General features: G+C 49.4%; 23 protein-coding genes and 1 pseudogene. 2 read left to right on the top strand and 22 right to left on the bottom strand.

Translation table 11 applies throughout. The features are described from left to right. Positions 1 to 596 precede the first annotated feature (596 nt). The 4 genes from PJI16_16125 to PJI16_16110 form a co-directional block, all read right to left on the bottom strand. Positions 597 to 2,225, bottom strand: coding sequence for an ABC transporter ATP-binding protein (locus PJI16_16125; protein MDT3779093.1), 1,629 nt, complete (start codon positions 2,223 to 2,225; stop codon positions 597 to 599). Between the two features lie 54 nt (positions 2,226 to 2,279). Then, positions 2,280 to 3,725, bottom strand: coding sequence for a TolC family protein (locus PJI16_16120; protein MDT3779092.1), 1,446 nt, complete (start codon positions 3,723 to 3,725; stop codon positions 2,280 to 2,282). A 61-nt stretch (positions 3,726 to 3,786) separates the two neighbouring features. Beyond that, on the bottom strand, positions 3,787 to 5,214 hold the full coding sequence (locus PJI16_16115; protein ID MDT3779091.1) for an HlyD family efflux transporter periplasmic adaptor subunit: 1,428 nt from the start codon (positions 5,212 to 5,214) through the stop codon (positions 3,787 to 3,789). Positions 5,215 to 5,504: 290 nt separating this feature from the next. Continuing rightward, positions 5,505 to 5,951 carry a sugar phosphate nucleotidyltransferase gene (locus PJI16_16110; GenBank protein MDT3779090.1) on the bottom strand — a complete coding sequence of 149 codons (447 nt, stop codon included), beginning with the start codon at positions 5,949 to 5,951 and terminating at the stop codon, positions 5,505 to 5,507. A 304-nt stretch (positions 5,952 to 6,255) separates the two neighbouring features. On the opposite strand from PJI16_16110, the gene nhaR reads away from it, so the two are divergent. Beyond that, on the top strand, positions 6,256 to 7,170 hold the full coding sequence (nhaR, locus tag PJI16_16105; GenBank protein MDT3779089.1) for a transcriptional activator NhaR: 915 nt from the start codon (positions 6,256 to 6,258) through the stop codon (positions 7,168 to 7,170). A gap of 89 nt (positions 7,171 to 7,259) precedes the next feature. Here nhaR and PJI16_16100 read toward each other — a convergent pair whose 3' ends face one another. The 18 genes and pseudogenes from PJI16_16100 to PJI16_16015 form a co-directional block, all read right to left on the bottom strand. Beyond that, the gene (locus PJI16_16100; GenBank protein MDT3779088.1) at positions 7,260 to 7,625 is read right to left on the bottom strand and encodes a hypothetical protein; all 366 of its coding nucleotides are present in this window, start codon (positions 7,623 to 7,625) and stop codon (positions 7,260 to 7,262) included. A 261-nt stretch (positions 7,626 to 7,886) separates the two neighbouring features. After that, positions 7,887 to 8,297 carry a hypothetical protein gene (locus PJI16_16095; GenBank protein MDT3779087.1) on the bottom strand — a complete coding sequence of 137 codons (411 nt, stop codon included), beginning with the start codon at positions 8,295 to 8,297 and terminating at the stop codon, positions 7,887 to 7,889. A 27-nt stretch (positions 8,298 to 8,324) separates the two neighbouring features. After that, positions 8,325 to 8,501 carry a hypothetical protein gene (locus PJI16_16090; GenBank protein ID MDT3779086.1) on the bottom strand — a complete coding sequence of 59 codons (177 nt, stop codon included), beginning with the start codon at positions 8,499 to 8,501 and terminating at the stop codon, positions 8,325 to 8,327. Between the two features lie 67 nt (positions 8,502 to 8,568). After that, complete coding sequence (locus PJI16_16085) at positions 8,569 to 8,763, bottom strand: hypothetical protein (GenBank protein MDT3779085.1); 195 nt, start codon at positions 8,761 to 8,763, stop codon at positions 8,569 to 8,571. Between the two features lie 969 nt (positions 8,764 to 9,732). Beyond that, positions 9,733 to 11,271 (bottom strand): alpha-amylase family glycosyl hydrolase, encoded by a 1,539-nt coding sequence (locus PJI16_16080; GenBank protein ID MDT3779084.1) that lies wholly within the window; start codon positions 11,269 to 11,271, stop codon positions 9,733 to 9,735. Between the two features lie 479 nt (positions 11,272 to 11,750). Then, a complete protein-coding gene (gene rnk, locus PJI16_16075) occupies positions 11,751 to 12,173 on the bottom strand; it encodes a nucleoside diphosphate kinase regulator (protein MDT3779083.1) in 423 nt (140 codons plus the stop codon). Between the two features lie 196 nt (positions 12,174 to 12,369). Beyond that, positions 12,370 to 13,072, bottom strand: a pseudogene (locus PJI16_16070) (hypothetical protein). A 96-nt stretch (positions 13,073 to 13,168) separates the two neighbouring features. Continuing rightward, positions 13,169 to 15,865: a cation-transporting P-type ATPase gene (locus PJI16_16065; protein ID MDT3779082.1), complete on the bottom strand. Its 2,697-nt coding sequence runs from the start codon at positions 15,863 to 15,865 to the stop codon at positions 13,169 to 13,171. Positions 15,866 to 15,958: 93 nt separating this feature from the next. Further along, positions 15,959 to 16,945 carry a universal stress protein gene (locus tag PJI16_16060; GenBank protein ID MDT3779081.1) on the bottom strand — a complete coding sequence of 329 codons (987 nt, stop codon included), beginning with the start codon at positions 16,943 to 16,945 and terminating at the stop codon, positions 15,959 to 15,961. Positions 16,946 to 16,988: 43 nt separating this feature from the next. Then, entirely contained in the window at positions 16,989 to 18,530 is a 1,542-nt protein-coding gene (gene malQ, locus PJI16_16055) for a 4-alpha-glucanotransferase (GenBank protein MDT3779080.1), read from the bottom strand. A 589-nt stretch (positions 18,531 to 19,119) separates the two neighbouring features. After that, the gene (locus PJI16_16050) at positions 19,120 to 19,680 is read right to left on the bottom strand and encodes a response regulator (protein ID MDT3779079.1); all 561 of its coding nucleotides are present in this window, start codon (positions 19,678 to 19,680) and stop codon (positions 19,120 to 19,122) included. 702 nt (positions 19,681 to 20,382) lie between these two features. Continuing rightward, complete coding sequence (locus PJI16_16045) at positions 20,383 to 20,856, bottom strand: hypothetical protein (GenBank protein ID MDT3779078.1); 474 nt, start codon at positions 20,854 to 20,856, stop codon at positions 20,383 to 20,385. 280 nt (positions 20,857 to 21,136) lie between these two features. Beyond that, on the bottom strand, positions 21,137 to 21,427 hold the full coding sequence (locus PJI16_16040) for a hypothetical protein (GenBank protein MDT3779077.1): 291 nt from the start codon (positions 21,425 to 21,427) through the stop codon (positions 21,137 to 21,139). 170 nt (positions 21,428 to 21,597) lie between these two features. Further along, positions 21,598 to 22,032: a CBS domain-containing protein gene (locus PJI16_16035; GenBank protein ID MDT3779076.1), complete on the bottom strand. Its 435-nt coding sequence runs from the start codon at positions 22,030 to 22,032 to the stop codon at positions 21,598 to 21,600. Between the two features lie 127 nt (positions 22,033 to 22,159). After that, positions 22,160 to 22,489: a cupin domain-containing protein gene (locus PJI16_16030; GenBank protein ID MDT3779075.1), complete on the bottom strand. Its 330-nt coding sequence runs from the start codon at positions 22,487 to 22,489 to the stop codon at positions 22,160 to 22,162. Between the two features lie 185 nt (positions 22,490 to 22,674). Continuing rightward, on the bottom strand, positions 22,675 to 23,163 hold the full coding sequence (locus PJI16_16025; GenBank protein ID MDT3779074.1) for a hypothetical protein: 489 nt from the start codon (positions 23,161 to 23,163) through the stop codon (positions 22,675 to 22,677). Positions 23,164 to 23,309: 146 nt separating this feature from the next. Next, the gene (locus PJI16_16020) at positions 23,310 to 23,828 is read right to left on the bottom strand and encodes a DUF1264 domain-containing protein (GenBank protein MDT3779073.1); all 519 of its coding nucleotides are present in this window, start codon (positions 23,826 to 23,828) and stop codon (positions 23,310 to 23,312) included. 242 nt (positions 23,829 to 24,070) lie between these two features. Beyond that, a complete protein-coding gene (locus PJI16_16015; GenBank protein ID MDT3779072.1) occupies positions 24,071 to 25,057 on the bottom strand; it encodes a sugar phosphate nucleotidyltransferase in 987 nt (328 codons plus the stop codon). 493 nt (positions 25,058 to 25,550) lie between these two features. On the opposite strand from PJI16_16015, the gene PJI16_16010 reads away from it, so the two are divergent. After that, positions 25,551 to 26,054: a DUF2202 domain-containing protein gene (locus PJI16_16010; GenBank protein ID MDT3779071.1), complete on the top strand. Its 504-nt coding sequence runs from the start codon at positions 25,551 to 25,553 to the stop codon at positions 26,052 to 26,054. The last annotated feature ends 200 nt before the right edge of the window (positions 26,055 to 26,254 follow it).

Genomic DNA, 26,254 nt, shown 5'->3' with positions numbered 1-26,254 from the left:
TAGACGATTTGTTACGAGGACCAGTTCGAAAATTTAACGAAGGTCTTCAGAATCTTTCCTAGAAAAAAGAGCCCCAACATGCTTCGGCATGAATACCACCATTTTCACCGAACATGTATTGAACACGCCTTCTCCTTATACGCCAAATGTGGCAAAGAAACCAAAACTCTGAATTTCCCCAGACATGACTAGCCGGTCTGTCGACACGATTGCCTTGACAGGATATGATGGTCGACAATTCAGTTGGTCAAGGAGGCCTGCCGGGGTGGAGACTTGAAGATCACCTGAAACTGTCCGGCCCTGGCGGCTTCATGCGCCACCAGCCACACGTGTACAGTATTTGACGGGCTCGTCTAACTGGTAGTCTCACTCCAAAAAATAGCGGGCAAATCGATCGTCTTAGGTACGGAAACCCACGAGACCGGCATGGCGCATGTTCGCCGACCGCCACCACACCCACCTCCAAGTCCCCCGGGCCTATCAAGTGGTTCATTAACTAGAGAACCGGCTGCCACCTCTACATACGGAGGCAAATTCGTTTGTGATGCCCATGCTTCATGCTTCGCGGTTATTCAACAACATTCCTCAACCACGCGTTAGTGTAATGATACACTTTGCTGGACAAACGTTTTGACGTTGGGATCAGTGGTGACAATTACCACTGTCCATGGGCTCTCAGCCGCACAGATCCTGCCAAGAATGGTCTCACGTTGAGGTGAAGGAATTTCATGAAGCCCACCATCGACCACCAGCAGTTTCGGGCGAGCGATCAAGGCCCGGGCTAATAAAATTTGAATAGTCTGACTGGGTGAAAAATTTTTCCCACCATATTGAACCATCGTTTGCAAACCTTCTGGGAAAGTCTCTGTTTCTTTCTGCAAATCAACAAAATTTAAAACCCACAGTAAATCCTCGGTTGACAGGTCCTTTCGTCCCAATGTGATGTTTTCCAAGAACGTGGCTTCAAAAAGTGATAAATCCCTACTCAACACCAGACCACGAATGCCATTCACGGCATCAGGATGAAGGTCACGAATATCAATCCCATTGTAGCGAATAGTTCCGTGTGGTGGATCATCCAAACCCGCTAACAGTCTAGAAACCTGTAATCGTTGGGATTCCGTTACGGTCACCAATGCCCATTTTTCTCCAGGCTTCAGATCTATGGTGAGTTCAAAGGCATGTGGCCAGGGAGGAGGCAAACCGCCAACATGGGAGATAGAAAGCCCGATCCCTTTGGGGGAAACCTCTGGAAAGCTGACGAACTGAGCTGAAGTTTGATGGTCTTTGGGAAGAGAAAAAATATGTTGAATCTCGGTTAACGCGGTTAAAAAATAAAAAATCACATAGGTGCGCTTAACGACCGAATCCAAATTAACAAGAAGTGTCGCGATGATGACTTCCGCAGCCACGAGTTGGCCTAAGGTCAGCTCCCCGTTACTCAACAGCCACCCCGCTGTCCCCAACAGACCCGTATGCAGAAGGACTTGAAGAGAAATAGACCCAATGTATTGCCTTATCAGCACCCTGAGCCTGGACTCTCTCGCATGGACATAGGCGTGGGCCAGGGAATCGGCTTTCTGTAAGATGAGATCCCGACTCTGGCTGGATTTAAAGTGACTGAGATTGTCCGCCACTTCCTGAAACCAATGATAGGTGGCATATTTGGTCTCCGACATGTGCAGGGTAGTGTGAAGTCCCCCTTGGCCTAATACTCCGATGATTCCTACAGCCAGGAGGAGAAGGAGATCAAAAACCAGAAAGTACGGGTGATACAGGACAAGCAACGTCATGCCAATGAACCCACTCACCACCACGTTGGTAAGGTCTACCAATAAACCGGCAACGGCCCGTTGCATAAAAACAATTTCGAAAAACCGGCTGGCATATTCGCCGCGGAAATGTGTTTCTTGTATAGAGGGAAATGTTCGGGCAAAGGCCAGAGTCATGCGAACAAAAATTCGCCGTTCAAGAAGATCTGTGGCGTAAAACTGAAGGACCTTGAACACTCCGACAAATGCGAGGACCCCGGCCATAATACTGACCAGCGTGACAACCATAATCGGTTGGATGGCCAACGCAAAGGTATTCACCAGCTCCTGGACCGTGAGCGGAATAATAAGTGAAAATGCACCAACGGCCAACGAATACATGAGAATCGTCAGAAGAAGTTGGCGCTCCTGTTTGAGAAAAACCCCCACATGCTGGAGGACTTTTTTGTTCATGCTCCGGACAGACTCGGAGGAGATCATTAAGAATACGCCGGTTCTTGTTGGTGGCTATGCCACGGGCTGGGTCCAATGGCCGGTGGCCCATTGATAAAAGGCTTGGGCCTGATGATATTCGGCTTGGGCCTGGATATAGATGACTTCTGCATCCACTACATTTCGTTCCCGAAGATTCACAAAAAGTAAATTAGTGGCCCCCACCTGAAACCGGGTTCTTTCGCCTTTCACAAGAGAGCGGGCGTAGATGAGGGCTTGAGAAGCCGCCTGCATCCGTTCTTCCGCTCGTAATAAAGCCGAGTTGGCATTGTCGATATCCAACGCCACTTGTTGCATACGGTATTGCTGATCCCACAGTAATCGTTCCGCCTTGGCTTTCATTTGCATTTGTTGGCCTGTTGCATCTTTTTGTAAGAATGGAAAGCTGAGTTGGAGCCCGAAGCGGTAACCCAGACCCAGCACAAATTCTCCGGGTTTCCTGGTTGGTTCAGCCTCTGCCCGAAGATCAGGGAGCAAATTATTTTTGGCGACACCAAGATCAATATGATTTCGCGCCGCCTCAAGTGTAATTTGAAGAATTTCCGGCCGGCGTTGTTGTGCCAGATCAACATCAGTTTCCCGAGATTGGTTACCTGAAGTCGAAGTGGGAGAAGGAAAGTCTGGGACCGACTGCAAACCGAAGACCATAGGGGAACCATGGTCCCAGACAAAGAGGGACAGCTTGAACTGTTCCTGTTCGGCTTCCCGTTTGGCTTTAATGACATTCTCCAGTCGGCGTTGGACTTCCTGGTGGGCTTCGGTGACATCAAATTCCGCGACGGCACCGGCTTCAGCCTGTCGGGTCAGTTGTTGAAGGCGAACCTTGGAGACTTCCAAGGCTTGTTGGCGCAAATCCACAGCTTTCCAGGCGGCCACCCATCTCCAATATTGGGTAGCAGCACCCAAATACAGATCTTGGCGGGTTTGTTGAATATGAAGAGTGGCTTCCTGTTCTGCCAGTTTGGATTTTTCCAGTTCCCCCTTTTCTGGATTGGTGCCCAATCCTCGTAGTAAGGGAAACACGAGGCCTAACAGAGGTTGATTGGTCTGGTTAACTCCGAGATCAGCCACCTCCACATCTCCCAGACCGGTTCGCCATCCGGCAAATCCTTGGAGTCCCCAGGGATGCCGCATCTGAATCATGGTGTCGTTGAACCCCACACTTTTGGTTTTGCCGTCTTTGACCAGTCGCTCCACCTCCAAATCATTGACCAGGATGGGTTCAAATGCACCAAGAGCTTTCAGTAATTTCCCTTGCGCTTCCAGTTTTTCAGTCCGACTCCCATGCAACAGTGGATGTTGTGTCTCAACCAACGACAGCACGGTTTCTAAGCGAAGTGATCGTGTGACCGCATCGTACCGGGAAGTCGTGGTCTCCAGCGCGAATGTATCGGGTAGAGGAGACCATACAAGAACCGCGCCTGCGAACAGGTAGGAAAGTGTCATGAGATTTCGTGGCATGCCTTCTCCCTCCTTACAATAGTTTTCAGAATTGACTGCCGTGTATCCGCTGGAGCCGTAATTATTTCCCCGGACGTCCGGCCTTGGGGAGAAACGTCTCGGGAAGATAGGTTGATTGTCCTTGATAGTCAGCCGGGAAGAGATTCACACGCCTCCACAATTCATACCAAAGAGGTACCCGGTTTAACAGAACCCATCCCATGACCTGAGTACCTTGCCGAACCTGACTTTGCGGTGGCCACGCAGCGGCCTCCGGATCTTGAACAACCCAAAAGCGAAATCGTTTTTGTGAATCCGGGGTTTGATCAACCACCAGAATGGTGCCATCGAACGTTCCAGCCATTAGCTCGGGCCAGGAAGGAAGTGGGATAGTCGGAATGCCATGAAACATCAGTCGGACCTTCCTTCCTGGCCTCAGAAGGGGCGCATCCAACGGTTCTGCCCACATTTCCACGGCCCGGGTGGCCTTATCCGGGACGATGGTGAATAACGAATCCCCTTGCTTCACAATTTCACCTGCTCCCACTCGTGCCATTCGGACCACTGTGCCATCCATGGGCGCGGTGATACGGCTGGCTGTTCGTCGCTGGGCTGCATTGGAGCGGGTTAAAGCCAGGTCCGCCAACTCCTTCGACGCCTGAGCAGCCTCTCCCAGGGCTGCAGCCCTTTGGGAACGAATGTTCAGAATGCGTTGGCCAAGTTCGGCTTCAATTTGGACTCGTCCATGGGTGAGGGCCAGTCGTGATTGAGACACTTCTTGAAATGCGGCGTCACTGGCTTTGCGTTCAGCTTGAGCGGCGGCTTCAGCTTGAATGGCTAATTCCAGTTCTCGCCGAGAAAGAAGCCCTTCGGCTTCCAGGATTTGTGAACGTTGCAAATTCAGTTGAGCAGTTTGGGCGGCGACCTTCGCGGCAGCCTGGCGCTGAACCATACTTTGGATTCGCCTTGAAGCTTCCTGGACACGGGATTCGGCAGATCGAGTGGTGGCTTCGGTCAGTGGGGTCATTTCTTTGAGTTGTCTGCCCAAGAAATCGGCACGAGCCAACGTGGTCTCCCGCCTTTCTTCCAGGGCCTGAATGGATTCGTCCAGCCGTGTGAGGAGATCCGGGGCCAGGAATTTGGAATCGACGTCCACGAGATCAAGGAGCAAATCCTGTTTTTTCACCGCCATGCCTTCGTTGACATGCCAAGTCAGGATACGGCCTTCAAGAGGTGCATGAATCTCCTGCGGGCGTTCAGCAGGAGAATAGGCCGATAACTGCCCTTGAGCCTTGATGGTTTGAGTCCAGGGGACAAAAACCAGAATCAGGATGAATACAAGAAAAAAACCGATGAGGATTCGGGTTCCGGTATACAGTTTCTTGGGAATCTTCACGGCTGCCCACGATTCAAAATGCGTATGACGGTCAGGGACACGAGGCGGGTGAACCTTGTGCGGAAAAACAACTTGAGTGGGAGTCTGTTTAACTGGAATGGGGGTAAGGTCCATGAGTTAGGTGCTTACTGAGGACTTTCGGGTCATCATTCTTACTTAGCCGAAACATTGAGAATGGGGGAATCTGCCAAAGGTGTTATTCCTGATTGGCATATGCCAAAGATATAAATTAAGTCTAGACCCTCCGCATTGTTAAGCCAAGTGACGAGCACATCGTTTTTCCCCATTACACTTTGCCACTCACTTTGTCACCAACGTCCAATGTCTATTTAAAACATTCCGGCTATATATATACAAATACATTATAATTTTGAAAAATATAAATTTTTTAAATGTGCGTACATTTACCCAATACAGATGCGGTCCAAGTGTTGCTCAGGCAGGCCATGCAGCCTGTCAACTCGACTGCCTGGTTGAACCCAACCGCATTCTGTCTCTGGAGTGCTGGGCAGGACTCCGAGAAGGATAAATTGATCGGAATGGTTTGTCAGGGCACTGACTGAAGAGTTGACCAGACGCCGAAACCGCTGTGCGGGGAAGATGAAATGGTCGGATGGAAGGATGATAACTATCGCATCAGGATCCAAAAACTTGAGATAGGAAAGCGCCAGGGACACACCTGGTCGCGTGTCGCAATTTCTTGGTTGCATGAGCAAGGCACTCCCAGCGTGAAGGGCCATTTGATGTGAGGCAAATTCCTTGTGAGCCTGAGATATGACAGTGATTTTTTCCCGATGGTTAAATTGGTCAGCCCGCTGCAGGGTGTGTGAAACAACGACCGCTCCCCCCACAAGAGAGTAATACTATTTGGGTATATCCTGATCCATCCACTGTTTATTGAAAAGCTGCCTTCGACTCCCGTTTCCATCAGCAAGAATAAACCAATACACATGATATGCGTTGGTTCTCACCGGACCCTCCTTTCGGACTGCCCGTTTTGCCTGAGAATTATGATCCCGAGATTTTCAGAGCTTCCTTGAATTTTTCATCGCGCAAGCCTTTCCCCTTTTCCGTATTAGAGACTTTTCATAGGCGCTTCGACAAATTCACAGTAATTCCTTGAATCATTGAATACCTGATTGTAAGCTGTGACCCATGGAATGGCTGAATTATCATCATTTGCTGTATTTCTGGGTCATAGCCCGGGAAGGAACTATTAAGCGAGCCTGCGAAGAACTCAATTTATCCCAGCCGGCGTTAAGCGCTCAGCTTCGAACCCTCGAAGATACATTAGGAGAAAAACTGTTTCATCGCGTGGGACGGACGTTAGTCTTAACCGACGTAGGACAGATGGCCTACCGATACGCCCAAGAGATTTTTTCTCTCGGACAGGAATTCTCAAACACCATTAAAGGTCGGCCTAGTCATCGGCCGGTAAAATTGGTGGTGGGTATCGCCGAAGTGGTTCCTAAAATGGTCGCGTATAAACTTTTGGAATCCGCCTTTGCTTTATCGGATCCTCTTCAAATGGTGTGTTGGGAAGGCCGCTTGGAACAACTGTTGGGAGAATTAGCTCTCCATTCCCTGGACATTGTGCTTGCTGATACGGCCATCCCTTCTACGGTGCGGATTTTGGGACACAGTCATTTACTCGGGGAATCCGGCGTGACATTGTTTGCATCAAAAAAACTCGCCGCCAAGTATCAAAAAAAATTTCCGGAATCCCTTGATGGGGCACCGTTTCTCCTTCCAACCGTTAATTCCATGCTTCGTCGAGGAATGGATGAGTGGTTCTCCCGGGTTGGGATAACCCCCCGGTTGGTGGGAGAGTTTGAAGATGGTGCAACCATGAAAGCGTTTGGTCAGGCGGGAAAAGGAGTTTTCCCCGGATCTAACGTCGTGGCGAAGGAAATATGCCGGCAATACCTTGTTCAAAAAATAGGTCAAGTTCAAGACGTTCGAGAACAATTTTATGCTCTTTCGGTCGAACGTCGCCTGAAACATCCCGGCGTATTGGCCATTGTGGACTCAGCTAGAAAAACGATTTTTCGGAACTCTGGATCCCCATAATCAATGCACTTTCTACCTTGCTCTCGTCCGAAAGTCACTTAGAATGCGTGCGAATGAAAACAACTTTTTTAGAGGGGAAGGCTCAAATCTCATTCACAGAATCGAGGGGAATTTCCCTTTCTGCTGCAACCCCTACCTCTGGTTTCCATCATTTTTTCTGATGCCAACAAGCGTTGTCCTTCCGCCCGATGCATCGTGGCTAATTCCCGTAATTCTCTGGCTGCTTCCCAATGTAATGCCGAGATATGCATTAAGCCAGTCCGGCGAAACCCTTTGGATTCCATGTGGGATTTCTGGGCAAGGGAAATTGCCCGTTGCTCCAACCGAGTCACCCCACTTTGCAGTTTATCAGCTTGTTGGTCATAGATAATGGCCATCTCCAACAGATCGTTACTGTTCCAAGGCTTCGGATTTTCAGTTACCGGAACTGGCATCGCATAATTTACGGGTGTCACCAGCAAAGATTTCCCCCCATATCTTGGAAGAAGACCATCAGCCCCATTTATCCCAAAACCCCTATCAATACATAGGCTGGTGCTCGCATAAACTATTCTCCTTATTCATGTGTTGTGAGATCCAAAGCAACCTTGCATAATTAAAACATTGCAAACTCATCAGAATTCAAACTAGCTCCTCCGATATAGAAAACCGGCTTCAAGCCACGGGGGCCTCTCCCCATGGCTTGCTCTCATCGTTCTTTCCATATTTTCGCATCCTCAGGATGCCTCTCCAGCCCCAGGAAACTCACTGAGAGTTAATCCCCCTTGGCTATCATGCCACTCACCCGTTAGCTTCATAACAGCGTGGTTAAGAGCCTCTTCCAATGCAACCATCCTAAGCGTTTCAAACGCCTTATCCTCCTCCGGATAAATCGTGCTGGTCATCGCGGATCCTCTCACTCGTGGATAACGATTCGATGACAATGGAACGTCCAGCTGATCCAACGTGGCATAAGAATTCCCCTGTGACTGTAGTAACAATTTCCCAGATTGAAGATCTAACAAACCTAATTCCACAGTGGCGTGATTTTCAGTCTGATATCCAGTCAGCATGCTTACTTCCGGAAGAAGATCAAACTTAGCAGGGCTCTTGACCTCTTTAGCTGTGGGTAGAACAATTAAAACCATATCAATCGGACTATTTCCTCCCATTCCTTAAAGGAGAGAAACCTTTTCTCCGGATGGTATCCCATCCACGCGAACAACCTCATACATAGAAACAGGAAAATGCCCCTGGACTTCCCGTTTCACTCTGGCCGCGAACTGAGGCCACGAGTCCTCAGTGACCGCGAGTGGATCGTGTGAGGAGTCGGGATGCATGACGATGGCCATGCCTACCGGTAGTCGGTTTTGGGAGTGAGTAGAGATTTTTCCTTTGATTATTTGAGAGCCTTCAGGTTCACATTGCAAAATGTGCCTGCAATCGATACGGAGAGGGGCCGTTACACCCGCTCAACACGTCCAAGAGGACGATGATCATTACCAGGTATACCAAAATCATCGACTGCGTCATTTTTGTTGAGGACTGATAGCCTGGAGCAAGGGTTGAAATGCGACGTCTTCGACATTGCGTGGTTTGATTATCGGTATTCATGGATAGATCTCCTTTACAATTGGAATTAGGTTCTTACCTGAAGGATCAAAGAAAAAGTGGTGCTAAAATCCCATCTGCCGATCAAGACAGAATTGGGAGGGTGGTTGTTAAAACCTACCCACCCCACCTCTCATCAATTAAGCGAGAGTCCAATCAGGTTCATCTTCCTTATCCTCAGTCTTGACTAAAGTCCGCTCCACATCCATTTCTCCAACTTCAGTGGCACAAGCCAAAGTCCAGTCGGTCTCATCCGCCACACCAATAAGCCATGTGAACCGGTCCTTCAGTCCTCCACTACCTAATCAGAACTTATGGAAAAAATTCCTGCGACCATTACGGCGAGCGTCCAACGATAAGAATATGTTGGTTGGTAAATCATGGCATCTCCTCCTTTGTGGGTGACGGGATTACCGTCCGGGTTACTCTGATTGATGGATTTGGTGATTGCATAGAGGTATTTAATATGGATGAAAGTTACATAGACAAATACATAATATTTTATTCATTATTAAAATTTTTAGATGTATATTAAATTCCTGAATCTTCAATCATGAGTCAAAATCATGTTGGACGTCAGGTGAAACCACATCCGATCAGAATACATTCGGGAATGCATGGGTTCGGTAGCCAATGAGGCACATACTCGATTTCAGACTGAACCCTCTTAATAAAGCATGGGGGGTAGGGCTTTGGGATCAGGCCATCTCCACGCCATCATGCCGGGCAAGTGTAATCGACAATCCGTCTTACGGAAGTTGTGAGGCGTAAGGAGGTAAGGAGAATTTTGGGATGGCTCCCAACTGCCAACCCGCGAGGATGACGGAAAAGGAAAGGCTGTTGTTACTGACCAAGGAAGGGAACCTGACGAACAAAGACTGCGGGGATAATGAGCTACTAAATTTTCGACTACAAACTTTCGGAAGGGGCTCACATCGATTCATGTAATTTCAAACACTCTGAACCGTATTTCTAACTTTGCCTTTTAGCAGACTTAATTACCCCATCTTCCATAGAAAAAATATGGCACTCGAATGGATCGAGACGGACATACAATCCGCTTTTGATGAGATCCTTTCGGCTCCCCTCAAAGGATAAATCGTTGAACTGGTCATACATGGTGTAGTCGGGGAAAGTGCCCGGCTCAATCTCAGACTCTCCGTTCAGGCGAATATGAGCTTGGGCCACCATGGGACTCAGGTTCACCACGATGAGTTTCCAAACCCGCTCGGTTGTCCATTGATACGCCACGACATTACTAAAAGAATCGTCGCCGGCCGAATGGACAGTGAGCATGGCCCATTTCCCGGCATGAAACACGTCTTCATTGGTGATCGCCAGAATTCGGTCATAAAACGCCACGGTCGCTTCATCAGGGGGTTCGTCCTGGGCTCGGCAAAGTTGAACCGGAATCCGGATTCGTTTTCCACTGAGTTGGCCTTGATGATACAAACGCATGCCGGGCAATGTGGCCATCAGAACCCCGACCGCAGGGAGACGGACGTTACCGAACGCCACAGCACTTCTCGGCTCATCATGGTTTTCCAAAAACCGCACTAGTTTGCTTTGAAAGATCGTATCAGCCTGAAGATGCAGGGCGACCTCGTGTGGGGTCGAATGTCGAAGCCGATCATACAAGATTTTGTCGTAGGTAAACTGAAAACCAAGTTGTTGAAGCTCCCATTCACGATTCCAATATACCTCGGCAATCCACATACAATCCGGCAGGAGGGAGATGGCTTCTGTCCAGAACTCCCCGGAAGGGCAGACATCGCCCTTCACATGATTTTCCCACGTCTGTGCAAACACCTCATTGAGCACCAACATGGCCATATCACAGCGAACGCCATCACAATATTTGGCAACATGTTGCAATTCGCGAATCAGCGCCTTTCGCGTATCAGGATTGAAGTAGTCTAATTGTGCGGTGTCCGTCCAAGCAGGGGAATTGGGGTCCTTGCCATGTGCCAGATATCGAATGCCTTTTGAGGTGTCGATGGGAAAAAATTGCGAGGGGAAGTTTGTGACATCCCTGGAAGTTCCTTGAACATAATACTCCGGGTGTCTGGTGGTCCACTCATGATCCAATGCGGTATGATTGGGCACAAAATCCAGAACCAATTTGATTCCGCGGTCATGCAGTTTTCTTAATACGTCCTTCAATTGCTCCCAGGACCCCAGCTCAGGATCAGGCTGATACGCCCGAATAGCATAGGGGGAACCCACGACCTCGTATTCCTGCCAATCGGGAAGAGCTTTGGCATAGTCCTGTTGCAAATCGGAGTGTTGTCTAGCGATCCGCCGGCCAAGAGGACTGCGCTCCCACAAGCCCATGAGCCACACGCAATCAAACCCCTTTGCCTGAAGCTCATCCCATTCTTGATCCGGAACGTCGCCAAGGCGAATTGTTCGGTTCATTTTCTGAGAGAGGTCGTGCAACCACACCCATGTATTAATTTCATAAAGATGGGGATGCGGGCGAGATGAAAAAACCGAAGATCGCGGTTTCATAAAGGTGAATCCTATCCGTCTTACTCAAGCGTCCTAGGGGATTCCACACGATCAGGAATGTGTTTGCCGGGAGAGGTGCTTCCTTTCCCAAAAGGACTATCGGGGATTCCATCCCTCGTCACGGCCAATGTTATTATTGGGGAATTTACACAAAGGATACAATCGAATAGATCCACGATGACAACGGGCGGGGTTAACGGAAAACCCCTATCCTGCCAACAATGATAAACCATACAGCGTTGCTCTCGACCAGGCCAGCTCACCTGAGTTGTTATTCTTAGACGACGGCAAAGGATCTGAGCCAGGGATGAAAAATATGGGACAGGCATCTCCATCATCGCCATACCGGACATTTTTCATTGGGCATCCAAACCGAATTCCCTTCAAATGGATGCCGGCCTACTGATGGCCACATTTGACTTCTTTGCCGTAAAACGCTCCCATGCGGTTCATGTTGAAACGATCGAGCCCGGAGCCGGTTAAAGGTGGAAATCTCCGGCGGCTTCAGGTTGATAGAGGACCTCTTCAATTTTCACCTTTCGTATTCCTAACGGAACCGGCCATTCAATAATATCCCCCACCTTGTACCCGAGAATGGCAGTTCCAATTGGTGCAAGAATAGAAATCTTTCCTGCCTCAGCATCGGCATCACGCGGGAAAACCAACGTATAGATCAGATCTTCATCTTTACTCGTATCTGACAATCGGACGCGTGAATTCATTGTCACGACATCAGGCGGAATGTCCTTCGGGTCAACAATATTCGCCCGGTCCAACTCCTCTGATAACCCCTCCAGATGAATACTGGTACTCTTGCTGCCTTTGAACGTTTGCCAGACGCCTAATAATTCAGTGAGTCTATTCAGATCGAATTCGGTAATATAAATGTCTCGGCGCTCCATCATACGTCTCCTTTGTTCTTGTCAAAATCACACTCAGGTAAACATCCAGGTCATCAACATGAGAGTCGATACCACAAAGATGTTTATCGCTGAGTTATGTTACCCGAACAGGCAATAAATCCAAACGACCCTCGTTATCTTGCATGTGAAAGTAAAACTCATACTGTCACTTCCAATCTTTAATTTCCGGCCTATCTTACCCGTACCTGGCAACGTACGGTTTATGATCGATCTTTTTACCCCGAATAGCCTGCCGCAAGATATCCGGGTTCGGCACACGATCAATCACATCAGCCACGAGATGATACCGGTCAAGATCGTGAAGAACAACTATATCAAAAAGGGGGTGGTCGACGGGCTTTCTTCTTTATAGCCTCGAACGTGGATATTTTTATGGTTGGTTCCCGATATATCAGGCGATGAATCCACCAGGGATATCCAAGAAAGGCAAAAAAAGCGGTTTATCCGTCGTCAGCAGGGTATCAAACTCTTGTCGGACAGACCATGCAAATGCTTGCTCTGAGGTTGAAGCTTTATGGGAGCTTGATAGCCGCATCTATTTTGTGAATCTGCAGACCCGATTGTCCTTTTAGCAGCAGGGTATGGAGGCGGTTGGACACGGTTTTTCCCGGACGAAAGACCAGGAAATTCCGATTACCCATGTTGCGTTTCATGACATCGCGGAGAAATGGGTCCATCACCCGCATCGCTTCAGCCACAGCCTTATGGGGAGGGACCTCCACTGCGTAAACCTGACAATCAGACTTCTTGAAATCTTTGAGCAACAACCCACCGTTGGCATGAGGATTCGGACCCCTTCGCCGATCACCCTTAGGTTTCAAACCCGCTAGCTTTGGAATGCGTTTGCCTGTCGCGTCAAATCATTCCTCTGATTTGTAGCCATTCATCCTCATATCGGGTAGTTGAAATTGATCCTTCGAGAGGATCCTTCCCGGTCGCCATCTTAACAACCGTACCGAGTCAGGACCCATCCGTCACGTTTTCAGGTCGGGAGTTCTCAGTTTCAGCAAATTCCGAAACACATACTTCTCGAACTCAACCAGCAAAAAAATCACCAGGCCAATGCCAACAATTCGAAACCACGCGAATCCATCAATCCCGGTGGTATGAAACAACGTCTGCATCACTTCGGTATAGGTAAATAGCCCTTGAATCCCTAAGACCATACCTATGGTGAGCGGAACATAGGGGTTTTGAAACAATCCTTTGGGGGAAAGAACCGAGCCATAAAAAGACCGCGCATTCAAGACATAAAAGGCTTCAAAAACCACCAACATGTTGACGGCTATGGTTCTCGCGGTTTCAATTGAGGTCCCCCGGTCGCACTCCCAGAGGAACAGGCCAAACGTGCCCGTTACGGCTAAGACTGATACAAAGCCGATCCTCCACAGGAGAAACCGTGACAAAATGGCTTCACGGGGATTTCGAGGAGGACGTCGCATGACATCCGATTCAGGGGGTTCGAGGGTCAAGGCCAAGGCCAGGGTGACGGCGGTGATCATGTTGACCCACAAAATTTGTACCGGCGTAATCGGCAACATGGTCCCTAATAAAATGGCGGCCACAATCACTCCGGCTTCGGCGACATTGGTGGGCAGAATAAACAAGATGGATTTTTGAATATTGTCATAAACCCGACGGCCTTCCTCGACCGCATGAGCAATGGAGGCAAAATTATCATCGGCCAGCACCATTTCCGCCGCTTCCTTGGCCACTTCCGTTCCCTTTACTCCCATCGCCACTCCCACATCCGCCCGTTTCAGCGCCGGCGCGTCATTCACACCATCTCCAGTCATGGCCACCACTTCCCCACCCGCCTGGAGGGCTTCCACCAACCGCAATTTATGTTCGGGACTTGCCCGGGCAAATATATCAATATCCCGCACAACACCCGCCAATTCCTCATCACTCAACGTTTCCAGTGTCTGTCCCGAAATGGCCTGTTTTCCATCTCCGATATGCATCTGTAAGCCAATTGTTCTCGCCGTCACCAGGTGATCCCCGGTAATCATTTTGACCCGAATCCCGGCTTGCTGGCATTGTCGGACCGCTTCAATGGCTTCAGCCCGGGGTGGGTCAACAATACCGATGAGCCCCAACATGGTCAGACCCTGCTCCACATCCTGAAACCGTAACTCTCGATGTTCATGATTGGTAGAGGCAAAGGCCACGGCCAACACTCGCTGTCCCTGCCCGGCCATCTGCTCAATCCGATCCTGCCACGACCGGCTATTCAAAGGATGATCCTCCCCCAGACTCCGCTGGAACGCGCACATCTCCAAAACCCGTTCAGGGGCACCCTTGATATACATAAACCCATGCCCGGCATGGTCGTGATGCAACGTCGACATAAACCGGTGTTGCGATTCAAAGGGAATCACATCCGTCCGTGGCCACATCTCATGTTCGAATCGAAAATCCAATCCGGCTTTTCTCCCGAGGGTAATCAACGCCCCCTCCGTCGGATCCCCGTTGACCTGCCAGGCCCCCTCCACCTGAGCCAGATCCGCATCGTTACACAACATTCCGGCTCGAGCGAGTTCCATCACATCTGGAAGATCAGTCAGCACGACCGTGTTGCCAAACAGAGAAAATCCGCCATGAGGATCATATCCGACGCCACTGACATCCACGGCATACGCTGCGGTCGCCAATGTTTGTACCGTCATTTCGTTTCGTGTAAGAGTGCCGGTTTTATCTGAACAAATAACCGTGACGGAACCTAAGGTCTCCACAGCCGGCAGCCGGCGAATAATCGCTTGGCGTCGGGCCATCGCTTGAACCCCGATAGCGAGCGTGATGGTCATAATCGCGGGAAGACCTTCAGGAATGGCCGCAACGGCAAGTCCCACGCTCGCCAGAAACATGTCACTGAAACCATACTCCCGGAAAAAAATTCCAAAGAAAAACACACCTACCGCTCCGGTGATAATGGCCAGACTTAACCGGCTCCCGAATTCTCCGATCTTTCTGAGAAGCGGGGTGGTTAAGGTCTGCACTCCCGCCAGCATGGCGCTGATCCGTCCAATTTCTGTGGCATCTCCGGTTGCGACGACCACTCCGGTCCCTGTTCCATAGGTCACCAGAGTTCCCGAATAGACCATGCCTTTTCGATCACCAATGGACGCGGTTTCGGGAACCGGTTGTATATGCTTCTCAACCGGCACAGACTCACCGGTCAAGGCGGCTTCTTCAATACGCAACGCTTTCACCTTGAGAAGACGCAGGTCTGCCGGAACCTTGTCCCCTGATTGGAGAAATACAATATCCCCAGGCACAAGATCTTCCGCCGGAATGGAGCACCGGGCTCCATCACGAAGGCCGGAGGCTTTCACGGACAACATCCGGCGAATGGCATCCATCGCCCTTTCGGCTTTGCCTTCCTGAAGAAATCCGATGACGGCATTAATCACCACGACGCCAAAAATCACGCTGGTATCCACCCAATGACCGAGAATGGCGGTTACAACACCTGCTCCCAGCAGAATATAAATGAGAATATTGTGAAACTGGGCGAGAAACCGCTGCCAGGAGGTTTGTTTTTTAGGCGGGCGTAAACGATTGGGGCCATAGAGGGCCAGACGTTCGGCAGCCACATCCTGAGTTAACCCCCCAACCTGACCGGCCACAGCCTTGAGAACGGATTCACCATCCAAGGCATGCCAGCACATGTCTGACCTTTTTTTATCGGATACAGGCATCGTGCTCATTTCAATTGAAGTTAAGAGAACGCATGAGAAGCAGGCTCAGAATTCTCTGCCTCCTTATGGAAACACCCTGATGGTCTTGAGTGTTTCTGGAGAAAGGGGGCGGCCATCAACCCATCTGCCAGGGCGGATGAGAAACACCGAACATGGGGCATGGCGGGCGATTTTTCTGACCACATCTCCCAATGGGACGGGCTTCCCCCCCTTAAATCCTTTTGATCCCACCATGATCAATTTGGGTTTTGAACGCTCGGCGATTTTGACAATTTCTTCAGCAGGGTCTCCTTTGGTCAAGACAGTATCGACTTTCATGCCGAGGTCTTTGACTCTTTGGCTCAACTCTTCCAGATGGCTGGCCGCTTCTTTGTGAGATTTCTCCAAGAATTGTCCCGCTAATTGTTTAAAGGCGGGTTTTCCTTTTCTCCCAAACCAACCTTCCAAATACACAGGCTTTCCCACCACATGCGCCACCGTCACCTTTGGAGGGGTCTTACAAGCCAACAGACCGAGCATATCCACAGTACTGAGCGCAACGGATGATCCATCGGTGGCCAGAAGAATTTTGGCGGCGGCTTTTCCCATCGTCACCTTACTGAGTTTTTCACGAACCAATAACACTGAACACGGGGCTTCCCTCATCACCCAATCACTGGTACTCCCTAGAAGAAACCGTTTCACATTGGAAAGACCACGGGTTCCTAAGATGACCAGGTCAATTTGATAGTCCTCCACCGCCTGTAAAATTTGCGCACCCGGAAGCCCTTCCATCACCAGGGACTTAATGGTCACAGCGCTTTCTTCAAGAATCTCCTTCTGCGTCTGCTTAAGAAGACCCTTCGCTTTAGTGAACAGTTTCCCTCTTGCTTCGGAAATGACCCGATCCCAACTGGAAGGCCCATCCGACGGTATCAGAGAAGACGCATGTTTCATCTCGATCACATGAATGAGATACATTTCTGATGTCTTTGGCCAATCCACCGATTTCACAAATCGAATGGCCTCCTGCGTATGTTCGGAAGGATCAACCGCCACTAAAATTTTCATTGTCAGCTCCCTTTCTCGCAAAGGCTTTTATTTTTTAGGATTCCTAAGGCATGGGTATTGGCAGCCGATCAAATAAACCTGTCAGGTCACGAAGTCGGTTCCCAACATTCTCTGTCATCTCACCAGGGTGAACCCGCCATTCCCAGTTCCCCTTGAGCGTGCCGGGGCGATTCATCCGGCATTCACTCCCCAATCCCAAAACGTCCTGAAACGGAACCATGGCGAGTTGGGCAACAGAACTCATGGCCAGTCGAATCACATCCCAATGAATATCTCGACCGTCAGTCCCGAGATAGCGCAACACATTCACACGCTCCTCCTTGATCTCCTCTTTGGATTGGGTGGTTTCCTTCCCCGGTTCAGCGGTAAACCACCCGACCGTCGTATTATGGTCATGAGTAGCCGTATAAACAATGGAATTCTGGGTATAGTGATGGGGTCGATAATGATGGGCTTTGGGATCGTTGCCGAAGGCCATTTGTAAAATTCGCATGCCGGGAAATCCACAAGAATCCCGTAACGCCTCGACCTCGGGGGTGATCACACCAAGATCTTCCGCGATCACAGGCAAATCACCCAGTGCGGTTTTCACGGCTGCAAACAATTCGCCTCCCGGCCCTTTCACCCAGCGACCATGGATAGCATGAGGTTCAGAAGCCGGGATCTCCCAATAGGCTTCAAACCCCCGGAAATGATCCAATCGAATCATATCGACAAGAGCAAGATTGGCACGAAATCGATCGGTCCACCAATGGTACCCGGACCCAGCTCTCACGTCCCACCGGTAAATCGGATTCCCCCACCGTTGTCCTGTTTCGCTGAAATAGTCCGGCGGCACCCCGGCCACTACGGACGGTTGACATTGATCATCCAAATAGAATGAATCAGGATGCGCCCAGACGTCTGAACTATCATGAGCAATATAAATCGGGAGGTCTCCGATAATTCTGACCCCCCTGGCATGAGCATACTGTCTCAGGGCGGACCATTGGTGAAAAAACAGGTACTGAAGAAACTGATGATACTCAATCTTATCCCTGAGGCGACGACTGCAGTCCTGCAGGGCTTGAGGATCTCGAACGATCAGTGACGTATCCCATCGAGTCCATGGTTGCCCCGCATAGCTTTCTTTCAAAGACATAAAAAGAGAGAAGTCTTCTAACCAGGAAGCATGTTTCTCACGGAACAACAAAAAGGCTTGGCGATGTTCAGCTGGAGGATTGGCTTTAAACTGCTCAAAAGACTTTTCGAAGATTAGGCGCTTATGCGCAAGGACCAGAGGGTAATCCACATGGTCCGCCGGAAAAGACAAAGGCGGCCCCACATTGGATGCGGAGACAAATCCATCCTCCACAAGTTTTTCCGGACTGATGAGTAGGGGGTTTCCTGCGAAGGCGGAAAAGCACATGTAGGGAGAATTGCCATACCCGGTCGGTCCCAGTGGCAACATCTGCCACCAACTCTGACCGGCTGCAATGAGAAAATCAACAAACTGACAGGCAGCGGGCCCTAAATCCCCGATTCCCCATGCTCCTGGGAGGGATGTCGGATGCAATAAGATTCCACTGCCTCTTGTCAGATTCACCTTGATCCCAAGCGAAATGCGTTGAAAACCTTGTGAGTAGAAAAATTAAGTGGAAAATCCGGTTTTCCTGATTCCTGATGGCATCTGCAAGACATGTTGGAGACGTCCGACCGTTAAGATTGAGTTGGATGTTGGAACTTTCAGGGTGCTTTCTTTTTTGTTTGCAGCCTTACGTATGAAATTGTTATAACAGCAAAAATTGCACCAGTCTTACCCACACCTACATCCTTCCAAACCACTCCGCATCAGGAGCCCTTTCGCACCATATCCGGGTTATAGGGTAGAGGAAGCGGGACGCCTCCAATGATGCATTCCTCTACAGGGCCAAGAAACTACTGACCCAAAATGCGCCACATTGAAACCTCGATAGGGTAAACTCTCTCTTAAACGGTTTGATCGCCAGGGATACCGTCAACCCTTAGGACTTCTTCCGGCCAGATTCACAAAGAGTTCCGGCTGCAAGCGATGAACAGCTTTTGAGTTGAAGGGTGAGAAGGCAACACTCTTGCTTGGACTCTTGTTTGGACTCTCGATGACACGCACAAGACAGCACAGCGCAGAATTCACCAAAGTGTTGCGATCGAGATCTTTAGGATGATGTCTTATTTGTTTTTGTTGGCTTCTTCAAGCCTTTTGTAGTTTCAGCTTTTGTTGGCTTTGCCGCTAACACAGACTTTTCGACACGGAAAATTTGTCGCTCAGCTCCAAACCAGTCCTCCAAGTCATTCCCCGGCGTCCGGCCCCGTGCCTCGTACAATTCAAATGCGCGTTTAGCTATGCCGGGGCGCAATGCCATTTTGATAGCCGATTCCACCTGATCAAGATTCAGAGCCCCGCCAGCGCCTTGAAATCCTCCAATCACCTGGTCCACGCCAAGCTGAGATGCCTGTGACATTAAGGAACGCACCGAGGTTCCAGCCAGCGCCACAATTTTTCCTTGATAATGTTGGGCTCGTAGCTCCTTGAGCACGTCCAGTCCATTAGGTTCCGCCACATACATATCCAACACGACCACTAAGGGGGATTTTTCCTTTACCAGGGGAATAACATCCTGTCTATGAGGAGGAACACAGACTTCATAGCCTTTCTCAGAGAGAAAAGTAGAAATCCTTCCTCGAAAATCCTCGTGAAATGTCACAATCATAATCATCAAGATATAACCTCCCTCTCAAAATCCCAAGGAACTGCTCAGCCACTCTTTCATGGTAGATGGTACAAATTCTATACCATTTTCAATTCGTAAATATATCAGTGAACTTTCTCAGCTAATGACACAGCACTGTGAGTGGCTATCTAGAAAGGGAAATTCCTCATAGAGGCCAATTGCCCAATATCAGGATAGTGTTGCAACCTCTATTGACGGAATCTCTACACATAATTTTCATACCCTGATATGTATTTTTGGCAGACCCGTATCTTCTGCTCTATCAAACACCATTACCAGCCATCCCGTGATTCCCAATGGGCAAATGGTTGCCTCTGCGCCACCGGCCTATTCAGGTCCAGGGGGTCTCTTTTTCCAGCCTTTCACCAAAACAATAAAGCCGATCACCCCGATCATGAGCGCCAACCCACCCAGTAATATTAAGGCATCCATTTTATGTCCTCCCTGTTCTGACTGTTCTTAGAATGGTCATCTAGAGATAGAGCAAGGAAATTTCCTGCCGCTCCCATTTCCGCAGCCATGGTCATGCTGAATAAATAATGGTGGTATCAAAAGATTGTCTTTGGCACGACCACGGGCCCCCGGGTGATCAGTGCCAATAAAACTCTTTGCGAAAGCAGGGTAGACAAGGACAAAACACGAACCCAGGGGATCCTAACCTAAAATAAACCTAAAAAACATCACAACTCATGAGCCATGCTTCTGAGAGGCTTTCCCTTCCTTATCCAAGTCTTCAGTGGGGACCTCACCGTTTTTTTCCAATGCCAGGAGCCGTTGTCCTTCCGAACGATGCATGGCGGCCATTTCTCGCAACTCTTTTGCCGACTTCCATCGCGACGAAGCGATCAGCATCCATCCCGTCCTGGTAAAGCCTTTGGGATCCATATGAGGCTTTTTTGCAAGGCTTATGGCTCGCTGTTCCAATCTCACCGCCTCACTTTGAAGCTCATCGGCCTGTTGATCATAGAGCTGCGCCATCTCTAATAAATCGGCACCCGTCCAGGGGTTCTCATCTGCTAATTCAGAAGCTTGCTCGGCAGACGTCATCGCATAACTCACTGGGGCCAACATCGTAGTGGGACTTGGTCCTCCCTTTTGGCTAAGGCTCATCACGCCCATCCCACCCAATACTCCTATCAACAAATATGCCAATGCACGCATATATATCCCTCCTGATTAAAGGATTGCTTATCTCTTGCAACTTAAGAGGTAGTCATTAAAACATTTCTCTCTCTTTTTCTTAAAATTCAATATCTTCCCTTTCTCACGAACACCAGCATAGTTACCCTCTCAATGCTCCTTTTACTCAGCCTATAAAAAGACACCTGCCAGTGCAGCTGTGAAAAACCCTTGTTACCTGGAATGATCTACTTGCGAAGTATTTTAGACTCTATGTGAATGTTCTCGACCCTCCCCCTCTTCCATCCGCTTAACTTCTTCATCAATGCTGTGGGAGCCGATGGGTACGGGCACTCGGAGGGGATGGTTCTTTCTCCAACATCTGAGCGGAAACCCCACTCAGATGTATGTTGACCTTTTGGCCCACCGCATTGACACAATGAAATTGATCAAAGGTCACCTGAAGCGAGTACCTCCCCGAATGGTCACGCCCCACCGACAGAAGATGCCATCCTTCAATGGCCGTTCCATCCGGCCCCAGAAGTTCCCATTCACAGGGATCTGAAGCTTCAAAAACCCTGACGGTGACATAGCTGTTAGATTCTGAATTCATAAACCACCTCTCATGCCCTCACAAAGACCAGGAAGGCTCACATTCCACTCTCAGTATGATCCAACCCCTCCCCCGCTCCGGGATCTCTGAGATTTACCCCTCAATAAACATGTCCGTCTTATAGACTACGTGGGTTTTCCCATACTGGGAGTGATCGCCAATCCATTGATCTACTCATTCCCATCTTCTATGCCCAATCCTAATCCAATCCAGGCCCTCAACAGATCATGCCTTGTCACGGTATACATCACCTCCCCGTTTCGCTCTACCGGCAGACTCAACAATCGTTGCTCTTCCATGAGGTGCACGGCATCCTTGATCGATGTCGTATCAGTAATTGAAATATGATCTTTTTTCATCACGTCTTCGACCGTCATCTTGTTCAGGTCTTTTCCTGCTTCCAAAGCACGGAGAACATCAAATTCACTAATAAAGCCGATAAAATGGTTTTTTTCGTCCACGACCGGCCCTCCCGGGGTATGATGAGAAAGTAACTCGACCGCCGCCGCCAGGGCATTCAATTTCCTACCGAATTTCAATTCATTGGTTGGCACAATCTGTCCGACAGTCTTAAACCCTGAGGCTGGGACACCTTGAATAGCCATATGACCTCCTCAAATTAAAATGGAAAAACTTCGGCATCCATAGACAGACAGCAAGCATTACGCATTGTTCATAAAATTCCATCATACAAAAAGTCACCCCGTAGCCAAGTTACCGGATATAACGGGCTTAGTTGGAAACCGGGTCATAGATCATGAGGATGGTCACTCCGTCTTTGGTTGAAATGGGAGACACATTACAATGCTCGGGCATCATCCGATAACTGCCCGATTCACAGACCTGGCCGTCCGTCTCGTACTGTCCCTCAAGAACAAAATGCTGAACGATGCCACGGTGGCTATGAGGCGTAATCCGGCCGCCGGCAGGAATCCGAACAAGCATGGTTTTGGCGCCAAGGGATGGGTCTTCTCGAACAATCTTGACGTCTGCGGGCCCCGGGAATTCTTGAAGTTTCTCCCACTGCATTTTAGCGGTGTGGTGAAATTTTTCTTTGCTCATTGGTCTCTCCCCCTTTGATTTCAATAGAAGTATTGAAATTGAATGATTATCATTTCTTTTTAAGAAGAACTTCACGCAACGCGTTCGTCTGAGATGGACTGAGTCAAGTGTTTGAAACGTCCGTTTGTTCCTCGCGGATATCCTGGTCCCTACCACACAAGAGGATCCCGTTCCCTAGTCGATCTCTACGGTTCGGAGGAGGGTAAGGGCGGTGACCAGGCAATCTGGCCGTTCTGATTAAAGAGGGTCAGCACAGGACTTCCATCCAGCAACACACGGAGCCGTGCGCGTGGAACGTCATTCTTGTCTCTGAGAGTGAGGGAAGGCAATCCATCCGGCTGCAGATCCAGAGCCGCTCGTTGCTTACAGCCTTTATCGTTAAGGATCAATGCCGGCTGTGCTTCATTAAAGACACCGAGGAACACACGGTTATGACAGGTTTCATCGGCGAGGGTCAAAGCCGGCAATTCCCCATTCCACAGAAGCAGCGTGGCCCGGGGTTGGCCATCCTTCGTCACAAGGCGGAATTCCTCCGCCGTAACAACTTTCTTTGGGTGCTCGGATTCCTCTGCTGACACTGCGGCATTGAGGAAAACAAGGTTGGACAGCGCTCCACCCACCACCCCGGCCAGAAGAGTCGTCATGACTAATATGCCAAACTGTCGTGTATTCATTTCCTATACCTCACAAAGCATAGATTGTTTGATCCATTAACCCTCATGATTTCGCTAGAGATAGGCCCCAGACTCCTTTTTTGTTATCACAGTCACATCCGGAAGGAACGGGGGATTTTTGAGGTTCCCCGTCCAGTCATTACTAATTAGTTTGGTTGAGGAAACTGCACACCAATCGATTGTGGGAAGGTCACGGTTCCATCCGGGAACGCCTGTCCTTTTTGCCACAAGTGATAAATGACTCCATCGGTTTTGCCTGCAGCTTCGGCAATTTCTTTTTTCTTGTTCTCATCATCGACATCAAGGATAAACAGGCGACCAGTGTTAATCTCCTCCTGATGATCATGGAAATACCGGTGCCATTGGATTAACGGAAGCGTTCTGGAAGCCTTCTTGGCCACGAAATATTCCACAGCGACGAGCGGAGCATTGGCCTCGGTGGTCTCAAACAAGAGACACTGAAAAATGGTGTCTGAAATTCCCTTACAGAAATGGTGAAATGGACCACCAATCTCTCCGTTGGCCATGAGATGCGGCGCTTGGACATGAAGATCATAGCCATCTGCCGGGCCGGAACCAGCGCTCATCGCGGGCGCAGACATTCCCCCCATCATCACAACAGTCAACACACTCGTCAGTCCTAGAATTCGGATAGCATGAGACATAGCAACCTCCTTGATGAATGTGAATCATCATCCCTCTCCCCGAATGAATAAATTGGGATTTTTCGTTTAACCACTTGTCATTTCCAACATCTGTTATGGGAAATTCATTTTGGAATTCAGTGGAATAGATCTCCGCTGGATAGTTTAGCCCCTCTCTTTTTAGAGACAACGGCTTTTCTTTAGCCCGAGGGAAATGGGATGGGTTGCGTCTTCACGGCTCTCTGATTGTTGACTCGTTCGCATCACAAGACCTCTGTCAGCTGATTCTCATTGCGTGCACGACGCGATTCCATCAGGCATTCCAATCCAAAAGCCGGCGTTTTTCCTATGGCGCGAATAGTGTCAGCGATACGATCGGGCCGACCCCAGTCGCTCCACAGAACATTTTTGAGTTCAAGCACTCCAACCGATTCAGGGGCACAACCCAAAAGATCGGATGAAAAGTTCCGCCGCGGCATATCATGGTAGATTTCACGAAGAGTCCGACTTTCCTGAGGTATGCCTATAACTTTTTCCAATTGTTCAAATCGTTCCATAATCTCCGGCATACATTTCCATCCCAATCTCCAGAAAGTCTCCACTCTGGCGGCCATGATAAAGGTATTCCAAAGGGCTCCTTTGGCCTGAGCGGCTAGCCCCTGGTTAGCGTTTGGCTTCTCGAGAAAGGCATGCACCCGTCTCACGCACAGTCCGCCACTTAATCCCAGGGGTCCTCCTGGTTCGATCCATCCATACTCGAGCTCAAGAGATGTGGGCCTGACACCGAGGAGCATAATTCGATCTTGAAAGATGGTGGTCGCCTGAATAGCCTTTTCAACCGTGTCCATAAATCGATTTTCGGGGAATACAAAATGGTCTGCTGGATACAGTGCCACCGTCGCATGGGGATTCTGAGCCCGAATGTGCGTTAAGGGAAGAAAAATCCCGGCAGCCGTATCACAGTTCCGAGGTTGTCCAATCACCTGGCCACAGGATCGATTCGCCGACTGAGTTACCACTTCTCGAAAGTGGTTCTGAGCAATGACGGTTATTTTGTGTTCAGGATGCGTCAAGAGGTCCGCACGATCCCACGTATGTTGCAACATGGAACGATGGCCCACAAACGAACAATACTGTTTGGGCTTGTGATACCCCAGCCACTGCTCAATAAACGGACGCGTTCGCTCCCCTTCTCCTCCAGCCAAGATCACTGACCAGCGTTCTCCCTTTGCCGTGTTTTGGTCTTTCATGGAGTCCCCTTTTTCAGCAAACAAAAAACCCTTCTCAAAGCTTTTGGTTCTGCGAACGCAAACAGGGTAAAGATCTTTCAGTTCTTCTAATAGTTTCGCTCACTTGATTGGTATTTCCTACATTCTCTTCAAGTTCGGTACCATTACGAAAATTTCTTTTCTATTGGGCATCTGACGGCAGGCATCATTTTCCCATCCCCAAACCGATGACCCATTTGGCTACAAAAAATTTTGCACGGACGTGGCAAATATCTACAGTTCTTTTCGTGGAATATGGAATATCTAGAAAGCGTGAAAAGGACCAGCCCAATATAAAGTGGCGGGTGAGTCTTCCTCCAACAATCGTCTGAGCGTTCATCTGGGGACATGTACATCAAGGGGTGGAAATCGTTGGCATGTTTTAAGCACCAAGGTAGAAGGGAGGAAATCACTACGCCTTGGACGGGTCGATGGTGAGTTTCCCCGCCTAGTCAAAAGATGGGAGGTGATTCACATGCTTGATGCCAACACCAAGGCGATGGTTCTGGAAGCGCTAATGGATGAATACAAGGGGCGGGCGTTCTATCGCCTCGTGCTCAACACATTCGGTGAAATACGGCCGTTCAGCAATATCGTAAACGCGGAGGAAACCCGTGCGCGAGCGCTTGAACTTCTGTGCGGGCACATTAAAATTCCGTTACCCAAAGATGACTGGGAAGAGAAGCTTGAGCCTCCGTCGTCTATACTCGAGGCCTGTCAAGCCGGCGTTCAAGGTGAACACGACAATATCGCGATGTATGACCGGTTTCTCAGGCAGACGAAGGTGCCCGAAGTTCTGATATTATTCCAACGCCTGCAGGCTGTCTCACGACAGCACCATCTCCCAGCATTTGAGCGCTGTGTTGCTCGAGGCGGTCAGTCCGGAAGAGGAGCAATGCCGCTTGGCCGATTCCGAGCCGGTCGGCCCGGTCGCCATCGAAGTCAGGAGGATGGCAAACCGGGTCCACATCATGTGTAGATGCTGCAATTTTCCCATTTAGGGAGGGATGAATTTTTTGTGATAAACCGAATCCTCACCAATCTGTTATTTCGATTCAACAGCGAAGGAACGATGAAGTCTTTGGAAACATCAAGACCTTGCGAGATGCTTCGTTTTACTCTGGATGACATGGTCTTCCAGGGCTTGCGTTACTATCCCTCGGAATTTTTCAAACATTA

The organism is Nitrospira sp. MA-1, assembly GCA_032139905.1.
In the GTDB taxonomy this organism is placed as follows: Bacteria; Nitrospirota; Nitrospiria; order Nitrospirales; family UBA8639; genus Nitrospira_E.
The sequence above is the reverse complement of the archived record's forward strand: the minus strand, read 5'-3'. Positions and strand labels throughout refer to the sequence as shown.

Coding starts and splice junctions, on each gene's coding strand:
- PJI16_16030 (MDT3779075.1), bottom strand. CDS start 22,489: ATGAGCAAAGAAAAATTTCACCACACCGCTAAAATGCAGTGGGAGAAA.
- PJI16_16065 (MDT3779082.1), bottom strand. CDS start 15,865: ATGTGCTGGCATGCCTTGGATGGTGAATCCGTTCTCAAGGCTGTGGCC.
- PJI16_16015 (MDT3779072.1), bottom strand. CDS start 25,057: ATGAAAGACCAAAACACGGCAAAGGGAGAACGCTGGTCAGTGATCTTG.
- PJI16_16050 (MDT3779079.1), bottom strand. CDS start 19,680: ATGATTATGATTGTGACATTTCACGAGGATTTTCGAGGAAGGATTTCT.
- PJI16_16125 (MDT3779093.1), bottom strand. CDS start 2,225: ATGAACAAAAAAGTCCTCCAGCATGTGGGGGTTTTTCTCAAACAGGAG.
- PJI16_16035 (MDT3779076.1), bottom strand. CDS start 22,032: ATGGCTATTCAAGGTGTCCCAGCCTCAGGGTTTAAGACTGTCGGACAG.
- PJI16_16080 (MDT3779084.1), bottom strand. CDS start 11,271: ATGAAACCGCGATCTTCGGTTTTTTCATCTCGCCCGCATCCCCATCTT.
- PJI16_16020 (MDT3779073.1), bottom strand. CDS start 23,828: ATGTCTCATGCTATCCGAATTCTAGGACTGACGAGTGTGTTGACTGTT.
- rnk (MDT3779083.1), bottom strand. CDS start 12,173: ATGGAGCGCCGAGACATTTATATTACCGAATTCGATCTGAATAGACTC.
- PJI16_16090 (MDT3779086.1), bottom strand. CDS start 8,501: ATGGCCATCGTCATGCATCCCGACTCCTCACACGATCCACTCGCGGTC.
- PJI16_16040 (MDT3779077.1), bottom strand. CDS start 21,427: ATGAATTCAGAATCTAACAGCTATGTCACCGTCAGGGTTTTTGAAGCT.
- PJI16_16045 (MDT3779078.1), bottom strand. CDS start 20,856: ATGCGTGCATTGGCATATTTGTTGATAGGAGTATTGGGTGGGATGGGC.
- PJI16_16120 (MDT3779092.1), bottom strand. CDS start 3,725: ATGCCACGAAATCTCATGACACTTTCCTACCTGTTCGCAGGCGCGGTT.
- PJI16_16095 (MDT3779087.1), bottom strand. CDS start 8,297: ATGGTTTTAATTGTTCTACCCACAGCTAAAGAGGTCAAGAGCCCTGCT.
- PJI16_16060 (MDT3779081.1), bottom strand. CDS start 16,945: ATGAAAATTTTAGTGGCGGTTGATCCTTCCGAACATACGCAGGAGGCC.
- nhaR (MDT3779089.1), top strand. CDS start 6,256: ATGGAATGGCTGAATTATCATCATTTGCTGTATTTCTGGGTCATAGCC.
- PJI16_16115 (MDT3779091.1), bottom strand. CDS start 5,214: ATGGACCTTACCCCCATTCCAGTTAAACAGACTCCCACTCAAGTTGTT.
- PJI16_16025 (MDT3779074.1), bottom strand. CDS start 23,163: ATGAATACACGACAGTTTGGCATATTAGTCATGACGACTCTTCTGGCC.
- PJI16_16085 (MDT3779085.1), bottom strand. CDS start 8,763: ATGAATACCGATAATCAAACCACGCAATGTCGAAGACGTCGCATTTCA.
- PJI16_16010 (MDT3779071.1), top strand. CDS start 25,551: ATGCTTGATGCCAACACCAAGGCGATGGTTCTGGAAGCGCTAATGGAT.